The following is an 18,693-nucleotide window of genomic DNA, read 5'->3' as shown; positions in this document are numbered from 1 at the left end:
ACTTATAAATAATTAACTTTATTTTAGAATGCTATTGATTTTAAATTCAATGAATTCGTTTTAAAGTCGCTTTTTTTATCCGTTTGAAGAACCTGCTCTTTGTTTGATGTCTTCTGCGCCGCCTGCTCTTCTTCTTTGCGGATTGCTGTTACTTCCAAAATTATAAGTATACGATACTGTAGCAACTCTGGTGTCTCTAGTTACCTTGAAATGCTCTTTATAATCGGTAAATTCGGTATCGGCGATTGTCTTATTTGTGTAAAAAACATCGTTGACGGCTAATTTCAGCGTACTGTTCTTGAATTTTTTCTGAAAGCCGAGATTGATATACCAAATCGGATCAACATCCATAAAAGCATAGACTTCTCTTGCTCTGTAATTGCCTGTAAATTCTGCGGAATAGCCATTTCCGATCTTAAAATTGCTGACCGAATTGCAGTTAAAGGTAAAATTGCCTTGGTTTTCCAACGTCGTATTGGCAACAGTACCAGAATAGGAGCCATAATAAGCATTAACGCTATTGGTCGTGTTCCACCATTTGGTAATTTCAAAAGGAACGATCATAAACAGGCCATAAATGTCAGCTGTGTTTAGATTTTTGTTTGTCTGTACCGTCAGTTGGAGGTCTTCTTCAGAAGGAGCAATGACCTGTGTAATGTTATCGGTCGTTCTCGAAAAGGTAAGGGTCGTATAAATTTTCTGATTGAAAATATGTGTGACTTCGAAAGAATGGGTCGTCTGAGGTTTTAGATATGGATTTCCTTCTCTGTACGTCGTCGGATCCAAAAAGAATTTAAATGGATTCAATTGGTCATAACTCGGACGCGAAATCCTTCGACTGTAATTGAATTCTAGGCTGTTTTTGTCATTGAAAGTATAGCTCAAGAAGCCGCTCGGAAAAAGCTGCGTGTAATTATTCTTGAAGGAAGTATTATTGACACGCTGCTCGCCTGTGATATTCGTGTTTTCGACCCTGAATCCTAGATAGGCATTCCATTTTCCGAATTGCTTTGAAGCATTGATATAAGCAGCATTGATGTTTTCTTTGTAAATAAAATGATTGCTTTTTGTCGGATCAAAAACTGGAATTCCGGTACTGACATCATAAAATTTCAAGTTATTATCGGCCTTTACATAGCTTGTTTTTAGTCCAGTTTCGACTTTGATGTTGTTTAACGTTTTTACAAAATCCGTTTTAAGAGAATAAATGTCCAAATCGCCTGCAATATCACCATATAAAAAATAAGGGTCTTGAAACTCTGCATTGTTTAGGTCGAAATAACGCGTCTTAAAATTCTGCTCGGTTTCATTGCCATAATTCGCGTAGTCAAAATCGGTCGTCCATTCGGTTCCCAATGTATCGATTGCAAACTTGTGGTTGAGGTTTACGGAATGGTTGTGCCAATTGTCATACGAATTGTTGCTGGTTTGGAAACGTGATGCTTTCGAATTGGTTTCATCATAAACATCCGAATCATTTTTACCTGTCGGATTGAATTTATTGCTCACCGCATTGGCAACGATCCCGAATGTATGTCTTTTGTTGGCATAAAAATCGGCCCCAATTTTTCCAATATGATTTCTGAAATTCATTTTTAGGAAATTATCCTGCACGTAGGCGCCGGTAAAATTGCCATTATCATAAAATCTTCTGTTCAAAGCCAAATCATTAAAGCCTTCTCGGTACGCAAAGCTATAATTTCCGAAAATATTCACATCCTTATTTCTGTGGTTCAAGCTCAAGCTGTTGTTGCTTTTTGGATATTTTCCTTGGCCATAAGTTGTGGAAATGCTGCCGTTTGTCCCTTTTCGTTTGTCTTTTTTCATCTTGATATTGATGATTGCAGAACCTGAAGCATCGTATTTTGAGCCGGGATTCGTAATAAATTCGATCTTTTCAATATTTCCGGAAGGCATGCCACGCAGGTAATTTGCCAAGTTGGTGCCCGACATTTGGACTGCTTTTCCGTCAATCTGCACTAGCAAGCCGCCTTTTCCGCGGAGGCTGATGTTGTCGTTATTGTCGACATTCACGCCAGGAGCTTTTTCTAAAACTTCAAAAGCGGAAGAACCCGTAGCACCGATGCTACTTTCTACGTTCAGGATCATTTTGCCGTCTTGCCTTTCGATATACGGTTTTGTTTTGGTGATGACGACTTCGTCTAAGTTTTGTACTTCCGCACTTAAAATAACAGAAGACAGTTCTAGATTTTGGTCGGCATCAAATGGCTGACCTGTATATCGCGTCTTGCCATTTTCCCCAATTTTGATCAGATAACTTCCTTTGGAAACATTTTGAAAGATAAATTTTCCGGTTTCATCTGTGGTTTCTGTTTTTGCCAGTTCTTGGTTGGAAGAATGGACCAGATAGACAATCGCATTGGAAACAGCTTCGTTTTTTTCGGACAAAATTTTTCCAGAAACGGTTATTTTTTCTGGCAATTCAGTGTTCTGGCCATACAATAAGCTTGTGAGGGTTGAAATTACAAGCATGATTAGGAAGAGAAGTAGCCGTATCATAATTATTCGTTTTTTGATTGATGATTGATGATGATTCGCCAATTCGTTGGCAGTCGTATGATGATTTTTAGTTGCAGTTAGAAATAATCCTCTTTAAAGTATTGTTCAAGATTTCCAGTTCCTCGGGGAGAATTCCGGCTAAGGCTGTTTTTCTGTTTTCGAGTACCAAATCGTGGACTTTTTCAATAATTCGTTTGCCTTCAACGGTAACTTTTAGGTTGGATTTTCTCCTGTCGTTTTGATTTATTTCGCGCTCGAGGTATTCTGATTTTACCAAAAGCTCGATTATTCTAGTAACGGAAGCATTGTCTTTAAATACTTTTTCGCCAATTTCTTGTTGCGAAATACCCGGATTTTCCAAAATTGCTTTTATGATGAGCCATTGGTCGATAGTAATCTTATAGCCGTTATCCCTAAGTCTTTTTTGAGCAAAAATTCTATATGTTCGAATTGCTTTGTCCATAGTATAGAAGGTGATGTCTTTTAATTTTTCCATTTGAGGTCTGATTTTGAGTCAAATATATATATGATTAATCAATAATTGATATATCAAATAAATATTTAACATTTTATTTATGATTGTAAGTAGCTTATTTTTTGGCTGTTGGTGAAATAGTGCGCCTTAGAGGATTTCTTCGCAACTAAAGACTTCTTTCAAACGAACTCCTTTTTCTGTGTTTTCAACCGTGATGATTTGGTTGTGAGCATCGTGTTCTAAGAATAAATAATAGTTGTTTTCGGCGGCTTCCGTTAAAAATTTGGCTTTTTCAGGCAATGTCAAAAGCGGACGAGTGTCATAGCCCATTACATACGGCAGTGGAAGATGTCCAGCCGTCGGCAAAAGATCGGCCATAAAACAGATGGTCTTGTCTTTGTGTTGGACTTTTGGAATCATCATCTTTTCCGTATGTCCGTCGGCAAAGAAAATGTCAAACCCAAGCTCTGAATTTTTAAGCAGGTCGCCTTCCGGTCTTTTGATAAATTCCAGTTGTCCGCTTTCCTGCATCGGAATAATATTTTCAGTCAAAAAAGAGGCTTTTTCCCTCGGATTTGGCTTCGTTGCCCATTCCCAATGATTGTCGTTTGTCCAGAATTTAGCGTTTTTAAAAGCCACTTCATATCCAGTTTTGTCCTTATTCCACTGAACGCTTCCGCCGCAATGGTCAAAATGTAAGTGCGTCATGAATACGTCAGTGATGTCATCGCGATGAAAGCCATACTTGGCCAACGACTTGTCTATGGAATGATTTCCCCAAAGCGAATAATATCCGAAAAATTTTTCTGATTGTTTGTCGCCCATTCCGGTATCGATTAAAATCAGACGGTTTCCCTCTTCAATTAAAAGACATCGTGCGGCGATATCGATCAAATTGTTTTCGTCTGCAGGATTAGTTTTGTTCCATATTGTCTTTGGTACTACGCCAAACATGGCACCGCCGTCCAATTTAAAATTACCTGCTTCGATCGGATATAATTTCATTTTTATTAGGGTATAAATAGTTAAAACTGCTTTTTGTTCGCAAATTACTAAAATTCATTTGCTTTTAATTCTCAGAAATAAACTTTTTCTATAGGAACATAATTATAAAAGTGTTAGCGATTATGGAAAAAACTAAATATGACGTATCTTTGCAAATTAATTAGACTAAATTTAAATCACCATGATAAAGGTATCTGATACAGCAAGTAAAAAAATCGTCGATATGATGAATGATGACGGCTTTGATGCTGCCAAAGATTACGTTCGAGTGGGCGTAAAAAGCGGTGGGTGTTCTGGCTTGTCATATGAATTAAAATTTGACAAAGAAATAGGAGAAAACGATAAGGTTTTTGAAGATAATAATGTGAAAATTGCCGTTGAAAAGAAATCATTCTTGTATCTAGCAGGAACAATTCTTGAGTTTTCAGGAGGCTTGAACGGAAAAGGATTTGTTTTCAATAATCCAAATGCAAGCAGGACTTGCGGTTGCGGAGAGAGTTTCTCTTTATAATACTAACCCTTTCAGGGTTTTAAACCCTGAAAGGGTTGAAACTTAAAAGAATTTATGAGCAAATACACAGAAGACGATTTAAAAATCGAGCTTGAAAATAAAGAGTATGAATACGGATTTTATACTGATATAGAATCCGATACATTTCCTGTCGGCCTAAACGAAGACATTGTCCGTGCGATTTCTAAGAAAAAAGAAGAGCCGGAATGGATGACCGATTGGAGAATCGAGGCATTCAGGGCTTGGGAACAAATGGTGGAACCAGAATGGGCTAATGTTCACTATGAAAAGCCAAAGTTCCAAGACATTTCGTATTATTCTGCGCCTTTGAAAAAAGCAAAATACGAAAGCCTTGATGAGGTAGATCCGGAGCTTTTGGAAACATTCAAAAAGCTTGGAATTTCTATCGATGAGCAAAAAATGCTTTCGGGCGTTGCGGTCGATATCGTAATGGATTCCGTTTCTGTAGCTACGACTTTCAAGAAAACGCTAGCAGAAAAAGGAATTATTTTCTGTTCGATTTCAGAAGCGATTAAAGAACATTCAGAATTAGTCCGAAAGTATATCGGTTCTGTAGTGCCGCAAAAAGATAATTTCTATGCGGCCCTGAATTCGGCTGTTTTTTCAGACGGTTCGTTCTGTTATATTCCAAAAGGCGTTCGCTGCCCTATGGAACTTTCTACTTATTTCCGAATCAATCAAGCAGGAACCGGCCAGTTCGAAAGAACGTTGGTCATTGCCGATGAAGGAAGTTATGTTTCGTATTTGGAAGGCTGTACAGCACCATCACGTGATGAAAACCAATTGCATGCCGCAGTTGTGGAACTAATTGCTTTGGATGATGCCGAAATTAAATATTCAACTGTTCAAAACTGGTTCCCTGGAAACAAAGAAGGAAAAGGCGGGGTGTATAACTTTGTGACCAAAAGAGGCTTGTGCGAGAAAAACGCGAAGATTTCTTGGACACAAGTAGAAACGGGTTCTGCAGTAACGTGGAAATATCCTTCTTGTATTTTGAAAGGCGATAATTCAGTAGGAGAATTCTATTCGATTGCTGTAACCAATAATTATCAGCAAGCGGATACTGGAACTAAGATGATTCACTTGGGTAAAAATACCAAATCAACGATTATTTCTAAAGGAATTTCTGCCGGAAAATCACAAAACAGCTACCGCGGATTGGTGCAGATTAGTTCAAGAGCTGACAATGCAAGAAACTTTTCGCAATGCGACTCGCTGTTGATGGGAAATAATTGCGGCGCACATACTTTTCCGTATATCGAATCGAAAAACCCATCGGCAAAAATAGAACATGAAGCAACGACAAGTAAAATTGGCGAAGACCAAGTTTTCTATTGCAACCAAAGAGGAATTCCGACAGAAAAAGCCATTGCGTTAATCGTAAATGGTTTCAGCAAAGAAGTCTTGAATAAACTTCCTATGGAATTTGCTGTTGAAGCACAAAAATTATTAGAAATTTCTCTTGAAGGTTCCGTAGGCTAATCTTTAAAGACTTTATAAAAACACAAAAACAACAATGTTAAGTATAAAAAATTTACACGCTGGAATTGAAGACAAGGACATCCTGAAAGGAATCAACCTTGAAGTGAAAGCCGGCGAAGTTCATGCCATCATGGGACCTAACGGTTCTGGAAAAAGTACACTTTCTGCTGTAATTGCAGGAAATGAAAACTATGAAGTAACAGACGGTTCTGTTGAATTGGATGGGGAAGATTTAGCAGATCTAGCTCCAGAAGAAAGAGCTCATAAAGGCGTTTTCCTTTCGTTCCAATACCCAGTTGAGATTCCCGGAGTTTCGGTAACGAATTTTATGAAAACGGCGATCAATGAATCAAGAAAAGCAAAAGGTCAGGAAGAAATGCCGGCCAATGAAATGCTTAAGTTGATCCGTGAGAAATCAGAATTGTTAGAAATTGACCGTAAATTCTTATCGCGTTCGCTAAACGAAGGTTTTTCTGGCGGCGAGAAAAAAAGAAACGAAATCTTTCAAATGGCAATGCTGGAGCCGAAATTGGCAATTCTTGACGAAACCGATTCTGGTTTGGATATTGATGCCTTGAGAATTGTAGCCAACGGCGTGAATAAGCTGAAAAGTGAAAACAATGCAATCATTGTAATTACGCATTATCAAAGACTTTTGGATTATATCGTTCCTGATTTTGTACACGTTTTATACAACGGAAAAATCGTAAAATCAGGCGGAAAAGAACTGGCTTACGAACTAGAGGAAAAAGGATACGACTGGATTAAGGCAGAAAATTAATTCGTCGAAAGTTGTAAAGTCGCAAGTCATAAAGATTTTGCGCACATTAAATTATACGCCATACAGACATAGTGAAAAATGGGAAAATTTAATTCCTTTGAAGAGATTAATTCTTGGCAAAAGTCTAGAATTTTCAATAAGAAAGTTTATTTGATTACTGAAAATGAATCTTTTAAAAAAGATTTTGATTTAGCCAGACAAATTAGAAGAGCATCAGTTTCAATCTCATCAAATATTGCTGAAGGCTTCGAACGCAATACCGATAAGGAATTTATATATTTTCTTTATGTTGCTAAAGCATCTGCCGGAGAAGTTCGGTCTCAATTATATTTGGCACTCGATTTAAATTATATTACAAAACAAGATTTCGAAGAATTACTTTTCGAAATAACTGAAATATCAAAACTCTTAAGCGGGTTTATTAAATATTTAAGTGGAAAGTTGTAAAGTTAAAAGTTGCAATTGAAGTAATAAACTGCTTTTTGACCTTTGACTTTTTGACTTTTGACTTTAAGACCAACAAACAATGGAATTAAAAGAAAAACTAATATCATCTTTTATGGCTTTTGAAGAACGCGTGGATGTCGATTCTGACTTGCACGATGTTCGTACAGAGGCGTTTAAGAATTTTGAAAATAAAGGTTTTCCAACCAAAAAGGAGGAAGCTTGGAAATATACATCGTTGAACACTATTCTGAAAAATGATTTCAGCGTATTTCCTAAAAAGGAAAATGCGGTTGAATTTTCAGAAGTAAAAAAGTATTTCATTCATGAGATAGATACTTACAAAGTGGTTTTTGTGGACGGTGTGTTTAGTTCTTTCCTATCTTCTACGACCCATGACGGCCTGGATGTCTGCTTGATGTCATCGGCATTGACAAAGCCAAAATACAAGATGGTTATTGATGAATATTTCAACAAAGTAGCCAACAAAGAGGAGAGTCTGACTTCATTGAATACTGCTTTTGCTTATGAAGGCGCGTATATCAACATTCCGAGAAGCAAAGTTGTAGAAAAGCCTATAGAAATTATTAATTTTTCTACAGGAACAGAAGCAGCGCTTTTGGTACAACCGAGAAACTTGATTATCGTAGGCGAGAATGCCCATGTTCAAATTATTGAAAGACACCAAAGCTTGAATGACAATCCAGTTTTGACTAATTCGGTTACCGAAATATTTGTTCAAAAAAGAGCCATTGTAGATTATTATAAGATCCAAAACGATAATCTTGAAGCCTCGCTGATTGACAATACTTACATAGCTCAGAAAGAGCAAAGCAACGCTTCTGTGCATACTTTTTCTTTTGGAGGTAATTTGACACGAAACAACCTGAATTTTTACCACCAAGGCGAGCATATCGATTCTACGCTAAAAGGAATTACGATTATCGAAGGAAAACAGCATGTCGATCATTATACGTTGGTACAGCATGCGACTCCAAACTGCGAAAGCCATCAGAATTACAAAGGAATTTTCGATGACAAATCCACTGGAGTTTTCAATGGAAAGATTTATGTAGAGAAAGAAGCACAAAAAACAGATGCTTTCCAGCAGAATAACAATATACTTTTGAGCGACAAAGCATCTATCAATGCCAAGCCACAGTTGGAAATTTTTGCAGATGATGTGAAATGTTCTCACGGCTGCACGATCGGACAGCTAGACGAAAAGGCTATGTTTTATATGCAGTCTCGAGGGATTCCGCAAAAGGAAGCCAAGGCACTGTTGATGTATGCCTTCTCAAACGAGGTGATTGAAAGCATCAAGATTCCAGCTATGAAGGCAAGAATCACTAAGATCATTGCGATGAAATTAGGCGTAAATATGGGATTTGATTTATAAGATCAGTCAAAATATAAAAAAGGTTCAAAGTATTTCTTTGAACCTTTTTTATTTAATTTAGGATGTAATCGACTATCGTCCTTTCGCTGGTTTCGCCATTTGTGGACTGATATTCTCGTATTGGTCCGACATCTTTGGCAAACCAATACTCCTGGTCAGCAACCGTTAGTTGATTGGCTATTGTGACTTCAATTTTAAGTTTGATTTTCAGGACATCTGTGTAGGTTTCGCCATTTAGAGTTACGGTTGGTGCTTTTTCTAACATGGTTCCTGTGTATTTGACTTTAGCCGTAAGAGAAGCCGTTTGTCCGTTTACATTATAAGTAACTTTTGGAGAAACCGTTCCGCTCCATGTTGCATTAGGCTGTAGATCATCTTTAAACATCGGGACTTCATATCCTTCCATACTAATTACTATTCCATCTTGATTGATGGTTGCATCAGCGACTTTTTGAAAATAGGTGGCGCCTTTTTTCGTAACCCAATTCTCGACACCAAATGTACTGTCTGAAGCGTCATAAAGTTTATAATAGGTCGTTCCGTTAAATACATCGGTACCTGTTATTTTTAGCTCAGAGCTAGTGCCGTTATCGTCAAAAACCCAAGTGTTGTTTACGGCCATCGGCCAGTAATTTCCTGTAGATACGCCGTTTGATTCTCCGCTGTCATCACTGCTGCAAGAAGCAAGCGTTAGGGAGACAAACAAGATGGCTAGAACAATTTTCTTCATGTTTTTTACATTTAGTTTTTACGAAGTTATAATTTTTAAGGATAAATAGTAATGATGAAGATACAATCATTTCTTGAAACTGCCTAAGATTCCTTTTAGCATGGCATTAAAATCAAAGGCTTCGTCTTCCGTCAGGCCAAAACGCACGATGACGATATCCATCGACGGAATGATGAAAATCTTCTGTCCCTGGAAGCCGCTGGCATAATACATGTCTTTTGGCGCATCAGGATATCTGCCTCCGGCATTCAGCCAAAAATGAGCGCCATAGCGTCCTTCAGAAGTTTTGGTAGGGGTTGCGACATATGCCGCCCAGCTTTTGTCAAATAGCTGTTCGCCGTTCCAGTTTCCATTTCTAAGATATAATAGTCCAAATTTCCCCCAATCTCGGGTGGTTGCCCATGCGTAGGAGGAGCCTACATAGTTGCCGGCCATGTCGGTTTCTACTAACATGGAGTGCATGCCTATCTTGTCTATCAATGCCGAATACCAGAAATCTAGATATTCTTGATGGGTCTTGAACTGGCTTCTTAAAATTCCGGACAAGAGATTGGTGGTTCCTGACGAATAATTCCAGCTTTGATTTGGTATTCCGACTAACGGCTTTTCTCTTTGTACTTGGGCCATGTCTTCGGCTTCGAAAAGCATTTTGGTAGCATCACAAATCTTGTCGTATTTCTCTTCCCATTCTAAGCCAGAGTTCATGTGGAGCAGGTCGTTGATCGTAATCTTGGAACGTTCGTCGTTTTTCCATTCGGCAATAGGAGCCGGACTGTTGATGTTGATTTTTCCTTGCTTCTGGAGGATACCGAAATAGGTCGCCGTCAGGCTTTTGGTCATAGACCATCCTAAAATCTTGGAGTTTTTATCAAATCCAGTATCATATTTTTCGGCAATCAATCGGTCTTTGTATAGGATTAAAAGCGAGCGGGTGCGTTTGCTTTTTTCGCCTTTTTTATCAAAAGCATTGGCTATTGCTTTTTCTAATTTAGTATAGTCGATGGATGTAAAGGCCGTATCTTTTGGTTCGTTATCGCCATAAGGATAGGGCAGATTGGTTTTGGTCGTATTTCTTTTTGGGACATCATAGGGCTTAGAATTATCAAAATCATCATTAATAAGGGTCACTCCCAAGCCTTCACGATAGATGGCTTTCCGTTCTTTTAGGCCATAAACGGACGATGTGGCGTAGCCTTCTTTTTCAAACACTTTGTTTTTTGCCAGCCTGACCATATCGATATCGTTATCTCCAGCGGTGATCATTTCTTGGGAACGATGGCCAATAAAATAGCCGGAAGCCATGCTTTTTGCAGAGAACCCGGAGATGAGGTCCAGCTTTGGATAATTAGTGCAGGCGGCATATCCAATTAGTGCCAGTAATATACAGCCAAGTATTTTTAATTTTTTTTTCATGTTAGCCTTAGATTTTGGTAAATTTAAAAGAATGTCATTAGTAAATCAATAAAAAATAATAAGACTTTACATTTTTATTTAGAATTAGTAAAAATAATTTGCATAAACCGGAAGAGGTTGCTAGATTTGCAATTTAGAATTAATCTAAAGATGAATAGTAATGCAAATTAATACAAAGGCTTATCTTTCCTTATCACTTTTTCTTTCTTTAACGGCTTTTTCTCAGGAAAAACTTCAAGATACTACAAAAACCAGCCAGCTGGAAGAAGTGGTCGTTACGGGTCAGTTTGAGCCTCAATCCCTAAAAAAATCGGTTCATAATGTTCGGGTCATCTCTAGAGAAGACATCAAGCGCCTTGCGGCTAACAATCTTGGCGATGTCTTGAACCAATATCTTAATATTTCTATCAGAACCAGTGGAAGCGACGGACGTTCTACAGTTTCAATGTTCGGTCTTGACTCTCAATATTTTAAAATATTGGTGGATAATGTTCCTTTGGTCAGCGATACTGGGCTTGGAACTAATATTGACTTGACACAGGTAAATCTTGATGATATTGAGCAGATCGAAATCATTGAAGGTTCTATGGGCGTTACGCACGGAGCAAATGCCGTGACGGGAATCTTGAACATCATCACGAAGAAGAATTCAAAATATAAATGGGAGATTACGGCTTCTGCACAAGAAGAAACGGTATCGGACGAGTTTGCTTTTTTTGACAAAGGAAGGCATATCCAAAATGCCAAGATTTCGCATAGTTTTAATGAGAATTGGTTTGCCACAATAGGGGGAAGCCGCAATGATTTCGCCGGATTCTTTGACAAACAAGAAGGTAAAGATTATATGCAAAATGACGGGAAGCGCGGTTACAGCTGGCTTCCGAAAGAGCAATTGGTCGGAAATGGATTAATTGGTTATACTAAGAATGATTTCAGGATTTTCTACAAATTCGATTATTTCGGAGAGAATGTGGATTATTACAATCCGGTCGTGATTCCGATTGATAATTATCCTTTTCCGGATACTCATTTTTCTAACGATAGAAGATATATCTCAAACCGATACTACCATCACTTGAATTCGTACGGAAAATTGTTTTCCCAGTTAAATTATAATGTTTCGGTATCGCACCAGAAACAGTCCCGCGATATTGAGAAATTCAATTATCAATTAGAGAGCGAGAACGAAACAGACAATGCCAGAGAGACGTATCAATCCAAAGAGGTGATTTACTCGACGGGTGCGTTGAGTAATTTCTTTAAAGATAAAAGCGTTGACTTGCAGTTGGGCTACGAAGCGGTAAATGAAAGAGGTTTTTATGATGCGACTGCGGGGATTTTCAAAGACGACAACCAACAGGTTAAGGATATCCGAAAAAGGCTAGAGAATTACGATATTTTCACGGCGGCAGAAATCCGCTTTACAGAAAAATTCTCTGTCCGTCCAGGTTTGCGTTATTCGATTCAATCTAAGTTTGAAGACCAATATGCGAGTTCTTTGGGCTTGAGGTATCTTTTCTCTCATGGTATTGAGGCTAGGGGATCTTTAGGAAAATCCTACAGGACTCCAAACTTTGATGAGCTTTATACGTATTTTGTTGATTCGAATCATGATCTTCAAGGGAATGAGAACTTGATTCCAGAGACCAGTTCTTCGTATGAGGTAAGCGTCAAGAAAGCGACTTATTTTGATTCGGGTGCCCAGCTTTCTAACAATCTTGCGGTTACGTATATGGATGTTGATGACAGAATCAGCTTGATCCTTACTCAGGTTGTTCCTTTCCAGAGTTACAAATACATGAACATCGACAAATATAAGATGTGGAATATTTCTTCGACGCACCAGTTTGCTTATAAGAACTGGAATGCAAAAGTAGGGTTGGCTTTGGTGGGTATATCCCAAAAAATAGACTTAGCGGCTTTGAATCTTACTTCGGATGATAAATTCTTGTATTCCTTGCAAGTGAATTCTAACGTATCGTATAATGTTCCGAAATGGAATACTTTGTTTTCAATCTATTACAAATTCAACGGAAAGCAGCAGCAATACATCTCTTCGACCGATGTTAATAACAATGCAGAATTTATCTTGTCTGAGCTAGAGTCTTATGGCTGGATGGATGCTTCGATCCGCAAATCGTTCTTCAAGAACCAATTTGAAGTGACTGTCGGTGCCAGAAATCTTTTAGATATTACCAGCGTTCAGCTTACGCAGGGAACTACTGGTGTGCATGTGTCAGGATCTGACCTTCTTTTGGGGTATGGAAGATCGTATTTCCTTAAACTTACGTATAATCTCAATTTTAATTAATCTATAAATAACATGAAAAAAAATCTAATTTTTATTCTTTCACTGGTAGTACTTGCTTTTTCAGCTTGTAACAGCGATGACGATAACGGTGGTTCATCTAGCACTTCGGTTGCTTTTGGCGTGCCTTCTTTAAATTTGACTGAGGCAACAACGCCTGTACAAATTGTTTTCTCTGCGCCTACTACAGCTGCCGGTTCGTTGAACATTTCGTTCGCTACTACTGCTGTAACGTATGGTACAGATTTTACTACAGCTCCTGCTGCAACAGGAACTACCCTGACAATTCCTTACGCTGCTAACGTGAGCTCTGTTTCTTTCAACTTTAACAAATTGACGAATGCGGCTCCGACCGATGTGAAAAATGTAAAATTCACGATTACTGACGCGACTAATGCTTCTGTTTCTTCTAACAACAAAATCCAAGTTAACTTTAACGAGGCAGCTTCTTTAGGTCAGGCTTTGGCAGCACAAGTTGGCGGTCCAAACCAGCCTAACCAAGTGTATATCGACTTGAGCAGCGGCGGTAACGCTACAGCGCTAAGAACTTCTTGGGATCTTGGTTTTTACGGAGGATCTGATTTTAGAGTTGTAATCAACGGTTCGTTGAAAATGGCTGCTAAACAATTAGAAACAACTAATATTGATGAGGTTCAGGTTGCTGACGAGTCTATGATCATCTCTCAAGGACAAGGCGTGGCTTCGCAAATCGACCATCCAGCTGGACTTATCACTCAAACAGCTATCGCTGCGATTTCTGCTAATGATGCTGACAACAAAGTATATTTGATCAACATGGGAAGCAACCCATCTGAAACAGCACCTTCAACAGGTTCTGAAGGTTCGGCTTCTGGTACTTCAAGAGGATGGAAAAAAGTAAGAATCCTTAAAAGCGGCAACGACTACAAAATCCAATATGCTGATATCGATGCTACAACTCACGAAGAAAAAATCATCTCTAAAAATTCTGCTTTCAACTTTACCTTCTTTAGCTTGACTTCTAAAAATGTAGTAAATGTAGAGCCACAGAAAAACCAGTGGGATCTTAACTTTACGACTTTTACCAACTTAGTTGGTCCTACGACTCCTTACTACTACCCAGATTTCGTTGTAACGAACTTAAAAGGCGGTGCAAGATCTTACCAGGTATTGAATACAGAAACATTGAACTACGATACGTTCACGCTTGCTAATGTAGTAAACGCAAGCTTTACAGAAGACCAAAGAAACATCGGTTCTAACTGGAGAAGCACAAGTACTACAGGTCCTGGTGGATTGCCAGTTTCAGCATTCGTTTTAAAAACAGACCGTTTCTTTGTTATCAAAGATCCAGCTGGAAATATCTATAAATTGAAATTTACTGGTGGTGCTAATGCAGGAGGAGAAAGAGGATATCCTACTTTCCAATATGCATTGCTACAATAGTCTCAGGTTTTATTGTTTATTCTTAAAACGGGCCGTAGGGCCCGTTTTTTTTTGCTTTGCACTATAAATGTATGCCGAGCAGAATTGAAATAAATAGAGGCCTGCTAAATGCGTTTAAGGTCATAAAAAAAGCCTGCCGGACCAATCGGACCGGCAGGCTTGCATCAAATATATTAAAACTAAGTACCTACAAAGCGGCAACCAGTTCTTTCCATTCTTTTAGTTCTGGAATGCCTGGTTTTCTTTTTCCAAAGAACTGAACGATGATTTCGCCCATTTCATTGAATACTTCGATAGCGGTAACTTCGCCATCTTCTGTCGGTTTTCTTACGATCCAAGTTTGCGCGATTTTCGACATGTCAAGGTGCATGTTGAAGTCTGGGTCCATTACGTTAAACCAGTCGCCATGCCACATTGTTTTTCTTACCAAACCGGTGTGGATTTGGATGTTTCCTCTGTTTCCAGTGAATACCATGATCGGAAGTTTGCTTTCGGCAGCGCCTTCCAGCATTTTTACGATCACGTCTTTTTCTACTTTCTTGGCAAAGTTTTCGTTTGGAGCCAAACGAAGGGCTTGTGTTCTTGTTACTCCGAATTTGCGAAGCATTCCGAAGAATTCGTGGGTATCTTTTAGGGTTTCCCAAGCAGTTTGGAAACCAGCTACATCAATATCAGCATCTGCTTTTTCGTCAATGTTCAACGGCACTTCAATCGTTGTTTCTGCTGTTGACTGGTCTTCTGATTTGTATTTTTCAACCAAAGCATCGAAAGCGGCCTCGTTGCTGTCTTTTGTCAAGTAGATCTTGTGGATTGCCAAACCGTCTTTTCCGAAGAACTGAAGGCTTTTTCTGTCTCCGTGCTCTGATTTCTCGGCTACGGCAAAAGCTTTTGCCCAATGGCCTAAAAAGATACGCAAATCGATATCTTCGCCTACAAACAGTCCTGCATGCGGAGAGCTGAAGTCAGGATTTAGGTAGATTCCTTTTCTTTCGTGTACGCATTCTTCGTTGCGTGTCAAGGCCATTACTTTTCCTAGTGCTTCTACTTCGGTAAGGATTGCCGAAAATTCCGGACGAAGCCTAGTTACGGTTTCACCTACTTGGGTAGCTACTAATTCTGCTTCGCTTACGCCTAGTTTTTCAGCGGCATTGCGGATTCTTAAATGTGGGTTTTCGGCTTTTAGCTTTTCCCATTGCGACTTCAGGTTGTTTGTTACTGTATCCATCTGTGTAAATATTATGTTCCAAAAATTATTAAAGGGTTCTGATTTACCGGGTTGAGGCAAATCGTGCAAGGAAAGTTATAGACCTTGCTTATGATTTCTTTTGTAAAGACATTTTCTGGCTTGTCATGGCTCACGATCTTTCCTTTTTTGAGCAGGAGGACTTGGTCTGCAAATTGTGCTGCCAGGTTGAGGTCGTGGAGTACGACGATAGCCGTATTGCCTAGTTCTGTAAAGTTTTTAAGGGTATGGAGTATCCTGTGCTGGTGCAGGATGTCTAAGTTGTTTAAGGGCTCGTCCATAAAGACGAGTTTGTGGGCGATGTCGTTTTCGAGCTGTGCCAATACTCTGGCCAGGTGTACGCGCTGTCTTTCGCCTCCCGAAAGGGTGTTGTAGTCTCTGTCTTTCATAGCAACGACATCGGTTTCTGCCATTGATTTCATCACGGCGTCGATGTCTGACTGCTGCGGCACAGAGTTAAAATAAGGGTAGCGTCCCATCATGACAACATCGTTTACGGTAAGCGGAATGTCGTTGCTGTTCTGCTGCGAGAATTTTGCCTTGTGCTGCGGCAGTATTTTCTGGTCCCATTCTTCAAATGTTTTCTTTTTGAAGTAAATAGGTTCTTCGCTCTGTCCCATTTCGTTGGCCAACATGCTCAAGAGCGTTGATTTGCCGGCTCCGTTTGGCCCGACAATTACGAGCAATTCGCCGTAATTAACAGACACGTCGATGTTTTCCAGAATGGAGAATTTTTTGTGCGAATACGATATCTTGCAGGCTTCTAGCATATCACATCGATTTTTTGTTTCGAATTAAAATAGCAATAAAAATAGGCGCTCCCATAAACGCTGTCAGGATTCCGATCGGAATTTCTGATGGCGGTACAATGGTTCTGCTTATGGTGTCTGCCGTGAGCAACAGGATGCTTCCAAAGATTGCCGACATGGGCAGGATGATATGGTAATTCGATTTAAATAGTAATCTTAAAATATAGGGAACAATCAGGCCGATAAAGCCGATGTTTCCTGAAAAAGCGACACAGGTTCCGACCAGCAAAGCGGTCAAAACGACTATTTTCTTTTTGATTTTTTCTACCGGAACTCCCAAATGCTGTGCGTCTCTTTCGCCAAGCATCATCGCATTCAGCGCTTTTCCTTTGGTAATCAGGAACGAAAAGGCGATCAGGATGATGGCCGCTAGAATAGCGTTTTTTGTCCAAGTCGCGCCTCCAAGGCTTCCTAAGTTCCAGAACGTCAAGTCTCTCAATTGTTCTTCTTTAGAAAGGTAGATCAAGAATCCCGTGGTTGCAAAACTGATGGCTGTGATGGCTACTCCTGAAAGCAGCATTACGACCACATTGGTTTTTCCGTTAGAAGTCGAAATTCGGTATACGATTGTCATGGTCAGCAAGGCTCCTAGAAAGGCGGCAATACTCAGCATCGAAAAGTGAAAAACTTCTGGAATATAGGGCTTGAAATGGCTTCCTAAAACAATGGAAACGGCGGCAAAAAGCATCGCTCCTGAGGTAATACCGATCAGGTCGGGCGAGGCTAGAGGGTTTTTAAACATGCCTTGAAGGCAGGTTCCTGAAACCGCCAAGGCGCTTCCGACAAGAATTGACATCACGATTCGCGGCAACCTTAATTCCAGCAAGACGTATTTGTCGCTGTCCGGAATAGAGCTGTCATTGTTAAAAATAGCTTGAAAAATGGCAAAGAACGAGTGTTTTTCGAATTCGTAAACTCCCATATATAAAGCCCCGGCTGCTAAAACGAGTAACAACACTAGGCTTAAAAAAATATATAACGGTAACTTATTTTGCATTATGGTCATTTCATCCCTTCGGGATTTTAGGAATTTTTCTTGCTGATTGTCCGTGAGACAACCAGCAAGCTAAACCCTTTTGGGATTTGTTATTTTGTGGCTTTGATCAACTCGGCGTTTAATGCCGCAGCACCTTCGCCAACACGCGGGCCAAAACCTGAAATCAGGGCACCGTCTAAAGCAATAATTTTTTTGTTTTTTCCTGCGTTTGTTTTGTCAACGCCTTGGATTTTAAGCAATCCGTCCACACCGCCAAGGCTTTCTAATCCAGAAGTAAACAACAAGATTACATCAGGATTTCCTTTGATAAGCGATTCTGGAGTCAATGGCTTAAAATCTTCAAACTCAGTAACTGCATTTTGACCGCCCGCCAAAGCAATCGTTTTTTCAACCGGCGTGTTTTTTCCAGATACCATTAGGGTTCCTGCGCCACGGGCATAGATGAACAATACTTTTGGGGCTTTTGCGATTGGCTGTACTTTTGCCAAATCAGCATCAATTTTATCGGTCAACGCTTTGAAGTCGGTTGTTTTTAGGATTCCGGCTACTTCAGCGATTAGTTTTTTTGTTCCTTCTGGAGTGAATTCTTGTTTTAGGATATGGGCTTCAATACCAGCATTTTTGATTTTTTCTGCCAGTTCTGGACTCATGTCTTTTTCTGTACCGATGATTACTGTAGGTTTCAAGGCAATGATCGATTCAATCGTGATCGAGCGAACGTGGCCCAAATCGGCTGCAGTGGTTTTGATTGTTTCTGGATAGGTTGAAGTGACGTCAACTCCTACTATTTCTTTTTCGTGACCTAAAGCGGCAACGATTTCGGTTACGGCACCGTTTAATGAAACAATTTTGTGGGCTTCGGTTTTTTCAGCCGGAGCTTCTTCCTTTTTAGCTTCTTCTTTTTTACAAGAAACTACTGCTAATGAAACGATTGCAAGAACAAGAACGCTTATTTTTTTCATCTGTAACTGTGTTTGTTATTTTAAATAAATCTAAATAACCGCAAAACTATAACTATTTTTGTAGTCGTGAAAGTAAAAAATCTTAAAAGTTTCCTTAAATTACTGTAGCGCTTTATTTTGACGGTACTCGGAATGTCTTGTTTTTCTATTGCTGTAAAGAATAGAACG

16 protein-coding genes are annotated in these 18,693 nt (G+C 39.4%); 7 read left to right on the top strand and 9 right to left on the bottom strand.

Going from position 1 to position 18,693, the window contains the following annotated elements; genetic code table 11:
* Positions 1 to 75: 75 nt before the first annotated feature.
* The 3 genes from GGR22_RS07170 to GGR22_RS07160 form a co-directional block, all read right to left on the bottom strand.
* Entirely contained in the window at positions 76 to 2,520 is a 2,445-nt protein-coding gene (locus GGR22_RS07170; RefSeq protein WP_182493088.1) for a TonB-dependent receptor, read from the bottom strand.
* A 67-nt stretch (positions 2,521 to 2,587) separates the two neighbouring features.
* Positions 2,588 to 3,016, bottom strand: coding sequence for a MarR family winged helix-turn-helix transcriptional regulator (locus GGR22_RS07165; protein ID WP_182493087.1), 429 nt, complete (start codon positions 3,014 to 3,016; stop codon positions 2,588 to 2,590).
* Positions 3,017 to 3,142: 126 nt separating this feature from the next.
* Entirely contained in the window at positions 3,143 to 4,000 is an 858-nt protein-coding gene (locus GGR22_RS07160; RefSeq protein ID WP_182493086.1) for an MBL fold metallo-hydrolase, read from the bottom strand.
* 181 nt (positions 4,001 to 4,181) lie between these two features.
* Between GGR22_RS07160 and GGR22_RS07155 the strand changes: the two genes are divergently transcribed.
* The 5 genes from GGR22_RS07155 to sufD all read left to right on the top strand — a co-directional run bounded on the left by GGR22_RS07155 (position 4,182) and on the right by sufD (position 8,638).
* Complete coding sequence (locus GGR22_RS07155) at positions 4,182 to 4,511, top strand: HesB/IscA family protein (RefSeq protein ID WP_121375660.1); 330 nt, start codon at positions 4,182 to 4,184, stop codon at positions 4,509 to 4,511.
* A gap of 54 nt (positions 4,512 to 4,565) precedes the next feature.
* Entirely contained in the window at positions 4,566 to 6,014 is a 1,449-nt protein-coding gene (gene sufB, locus GGR22_RS07150; RefSeq protein ID WP_121375659.1) for a Fe-S cluster assembly protein SufB, read from the top strand.
* A gap of 34 nt (positions 6,015 to 6,048) precedes the next feature.
* Positions 6,049 to 6,795, top strand: a complete 747-nt coding sequence (gene sufC, locus GGR22_RS07145) for a Fe-S cluster assembly ATPase SufC (protein ID WP_121375658.1) — start codon at positions 6,049 to 6,051, stop codon at positions 6,793 to 6,795.
* A 78-nt stretch (positions 6,796 to 6,873) separates the two neighbouring features.
* Entirely contained in the window at positions 6,874 to 7,242 is a 369-nt protein-coding gene (locus tag GGR22_RS07140; RefSeq protein ID WP_182493085.1) for a four helix bundle protein, read from the top strand.
* Positions 7,243 to 7,321: 79 nt separating this feature from the next.
* The gene (gene sufD / locus GGR22_RS07135) at positions 7,322 to 8,638 is read left to right on the top strand and encodes a Fe-S cluster assembly protein SufD (RefSeq protein ID WP_121375657.1); all 1,317 of its coding nucleotides are present in this window, start codon (positions 7,322 to 7,324) and stop codon (positions 8,636 to 8,638) included.
* A gap of 52 nt (positions 8,639 to 8,690) precedes the next feature.
* Here sufD and GGR22_RS07130 read toward each other — a convergent pair whose 3' ends face one another.
* Both GGR22_RS07130 and GGR22_RS07125 read right to left on the bottom strand, forming a co-directional pair.
* Positions 8,691 to 9,368 (bottom strand): hypothetical protein, encoded by a 678-nt coding sequence (locus GGR22_RS07130; protein WP_182493084.1) that lies wholly within the window; start codon positions 9,366 to 9,368, stop codon positions 8,691 to 8,693.
* 66 nt (positions 9,369 to 9,434) lie between these two features.
* On the bottom strand, positions 9,435 to 10,781 hold the full coding sequence (locus tag GGR22_RS07125) for a serine hydrolase domain-containing protein (protein WP_182493083.1): 1,347 nt from the start codon (positions 10,779 to 10,781) through the stop codon (positions 9,435 to 9,437).
* Between the two features lie 160 nt (positions 10,782 to 10,941).
* Between GGR22_RS07125 and GGR22_RS07120 the strand changes: the two genes are divergently transcribed.
* Positions 10,942 to 13,092: a TonB-dependent receptor plug domain-containing protein gene (locus GGR22_RS07120; RefSeq protein ID WP_182493082.1), complete on the top strand. Its 2,151-nt coding sequence runs from the start codon at positions 10,942 to 10,944 to the stop codon at positions 13,090 to 13,092.
* A gap of 12 nt (positions 13,093 to 13,104) precedes the next feature.
* A complete protein-coding gene (locus tag GGR22_RS07115; RefSeq protein ID WP_182493081.1) occupies positions 13,105 to 14,514 on the top strand; it encodes an HmuY family protein in 1,410 nt (469 codons plus the stop codon).
* Positions 14,515 to 14,701: 187 nt separating this feature from the next.
* Here GGR22_RS07115 and GGR22_RS07110 read toward each other — a convergent pair whose 3' ends face one another.
* The 4 genes from GGR22_RS07110 to GGR22_RS07095 all read right to left on the bottom strand — a co-directional run bounded on the left by GGR22_RS07110 (position 14,702) and on the right by GGR22_RS07095 (position 18,525).
* Positions 14,702 to 15,739: a hemin-degrading factor gene (locus tag GGR22_RS07110; RefSeq protein WP_182493080.1), complete on the bottom strand. Its 1,038-nt coding sequence runs from the start codon at positions 15,737 to 15,739 to the stop codon at positions 14,702 to 14,704.
* A gap of 11 nt (positions 15,740 to 15,750) precedes the next feature.
* The gene (locus GGR22_RS07105; protein WP_182493079.1) at positions 15,751 to 16,527 is read right to left on the bottom strand and encodes a heme ABC transporter ATP-binding protein; all 777 of its coding nucleotides are present in this window, start codon (positions 16,525 to 16,527) and stop codon (positions 15,751 to 15,753) included.
* Between the two features lies 1 nt (position 16,528).
* Positions 16,529 to 17,563 carry a FecCD family ABC transporter permease gene (locus GGR22_RS07100; RefSeq protein WP_121376253.1) on the bottom strand — a complete coding sequence of 345 codons (1,035 nt, stop codon included), beginning with the start codon at positions 17,561 to 17,563 and terminating at the stop codon, positions 16,529 to 16,531.
* Between the two features lie 89 nt (positions 17,564 to 17,652).
* The gene (locus GGR22_RS07095; RefSeq protein WP_182493078.1) at positions 17,653 to 18,525 is read right to left on the bottom strand and encodes a heme/hemin ABC transporter substrate-binding protein; all 873 of its coding nucleotides are present in this window, start codon (positions 18,523 to 18,525) and stop codon (positions 17,653 to 17,655) included.
* Positions 18,526 to 18,693 lie beyond the last annotated feature (168 nt).

It is taken from the genome of Flavobacterium gossypii, assembly GCF_014138495.1.
GTDB classification, from domain to species: Bacteria; Bacteroidota; Bacteroidia; order Flavobacteriales; family Flavobacteriaceae; genus Flavobacterium; species Flavobacterium endophyticum.
Note: the sequence above shows the minus strand (reverse complement) of the source record. Positions and strands in the feature narration are given on the sequence as shown.

What these genes read in the sequence shown, in the direction of transcription:
- GGR22_RS07170 (WP_182493088.1), bottom strand. Translation starts at nt 2,520, where the DNA reads ATGATACGGCTACTTCTCTTCCTAATCATGCTTGTAATTTCAACCCTC.
- GGR22_RS07165 (WP_182493087.1), bottom strand. Translation starts at nt 3,016, where the DNA reads ATGGAAAAATTAAAAGACATCACCTTCTATACTATGGACAAAGCAATT.
- GGR22_RS07160 (WP_182493086.1), bottom strand. Translation starts at nt 4,000, where the DNA reads ATGAAATTATATCCGATCGAAGCAGGTAATTTTAAATTGGACGGCGGT.
- GGR22_RS07155 (WP_121375660.1), top strand. Translation starts at nt 4,182, where the DNA reads ATGATAAAGGTATCTGATACAGCAAGTAAAAAAATCGTCGATATGATG.
- sufB (WP_121375659.1), top strand. Translation starts at nt 4,566, where the DNA reads ATGAGCAAATACACAGAAGACGATTTAAAAATCGAGCTTGAAAATAAA.
- sufC (WP_121375658.1), top strand. Translation starts at nt 6,049, where the DNA reads ATGTTAAGTATAAAAAATTTACACGCTGGAATTGAAGACAAGGACATC.
- GGR22_RS07140 (WP_182493085.1), top strand. Translation starts at nt 6,874, where the DNA reads ATGGGAAAATTTAATTCCTTTGAAGAGATTAATTCTTGGCAAAAGTCT.
- sufD (WP_121375657.1), top strand. Translation starts at nt 7,322, where the DNA reads ATGGAATTAAAAGAAAAACTAATATCATCTTTTATGGCTTTTGAAGAA.
- GGR22_RS07130 (WP_182493084.1), bottom strand. Translation starts at nt 9,368, where the DNA reads ATGAAGAAAATTGTTCTAGCCATCTTGTTTGTCTCCCTAACGCTTGCT.
- GGR22_RS07125 (WP_182493083.1), bottom strand. Translation starts at nt 10,781, where the DNA reads ATGAAAAAAAAATTAAAAATACTTGGCTGTATATTACTGGCACTAATT.
- GGR22_RS07120 (WP_182493082.1), top strand. Translation starts at nt 10,942, where the DNA reads ATGCAAATTAATACAAAGGCTTATCTTTCCTTATCACTTTTTCTTTCT.
- GGR22_RS07115 (WP_182493081.1), top strand. Translation starts at nt 13,105, where the DNA reads ATGAAAAAAAATCTAATTTTTATTCTTTCACTGGTAGTACTTGCTTTT.
- GGR22_RS07110 (WP_182493080.1), bottom strand. Translation starts at nt 15,739, where the DNA reads ATGGATACAGTAACAAACAACCTGAAGTCGCAATGGGAAAAGCTAAAA.
- GGR22_RS07105 (WP_182493079.1), bottom strand. Translation starts at nt 16,527, where the DNA reads ATGCTAGAAGCCTGCAAGATATCGTATTCGCACAAAAAATTCTCCATT.
- GGR22_RS07100 (WP_121376253.1), bottom strand. Translation starts at nt 17,563, where the DNA reads ATGCAAAATAAGTTACCGTTATATATTTTTTTAAGCCTAGTGTTGTTA.
- GGR22_RS07095 (WP_182493078.1), bottom strand. Translation starts at nt 18,525, where the DNA reads ATGAAAAAAATAAGCGTTCTTGTTCTTGCAATCGTTTCATTAGCAGTA.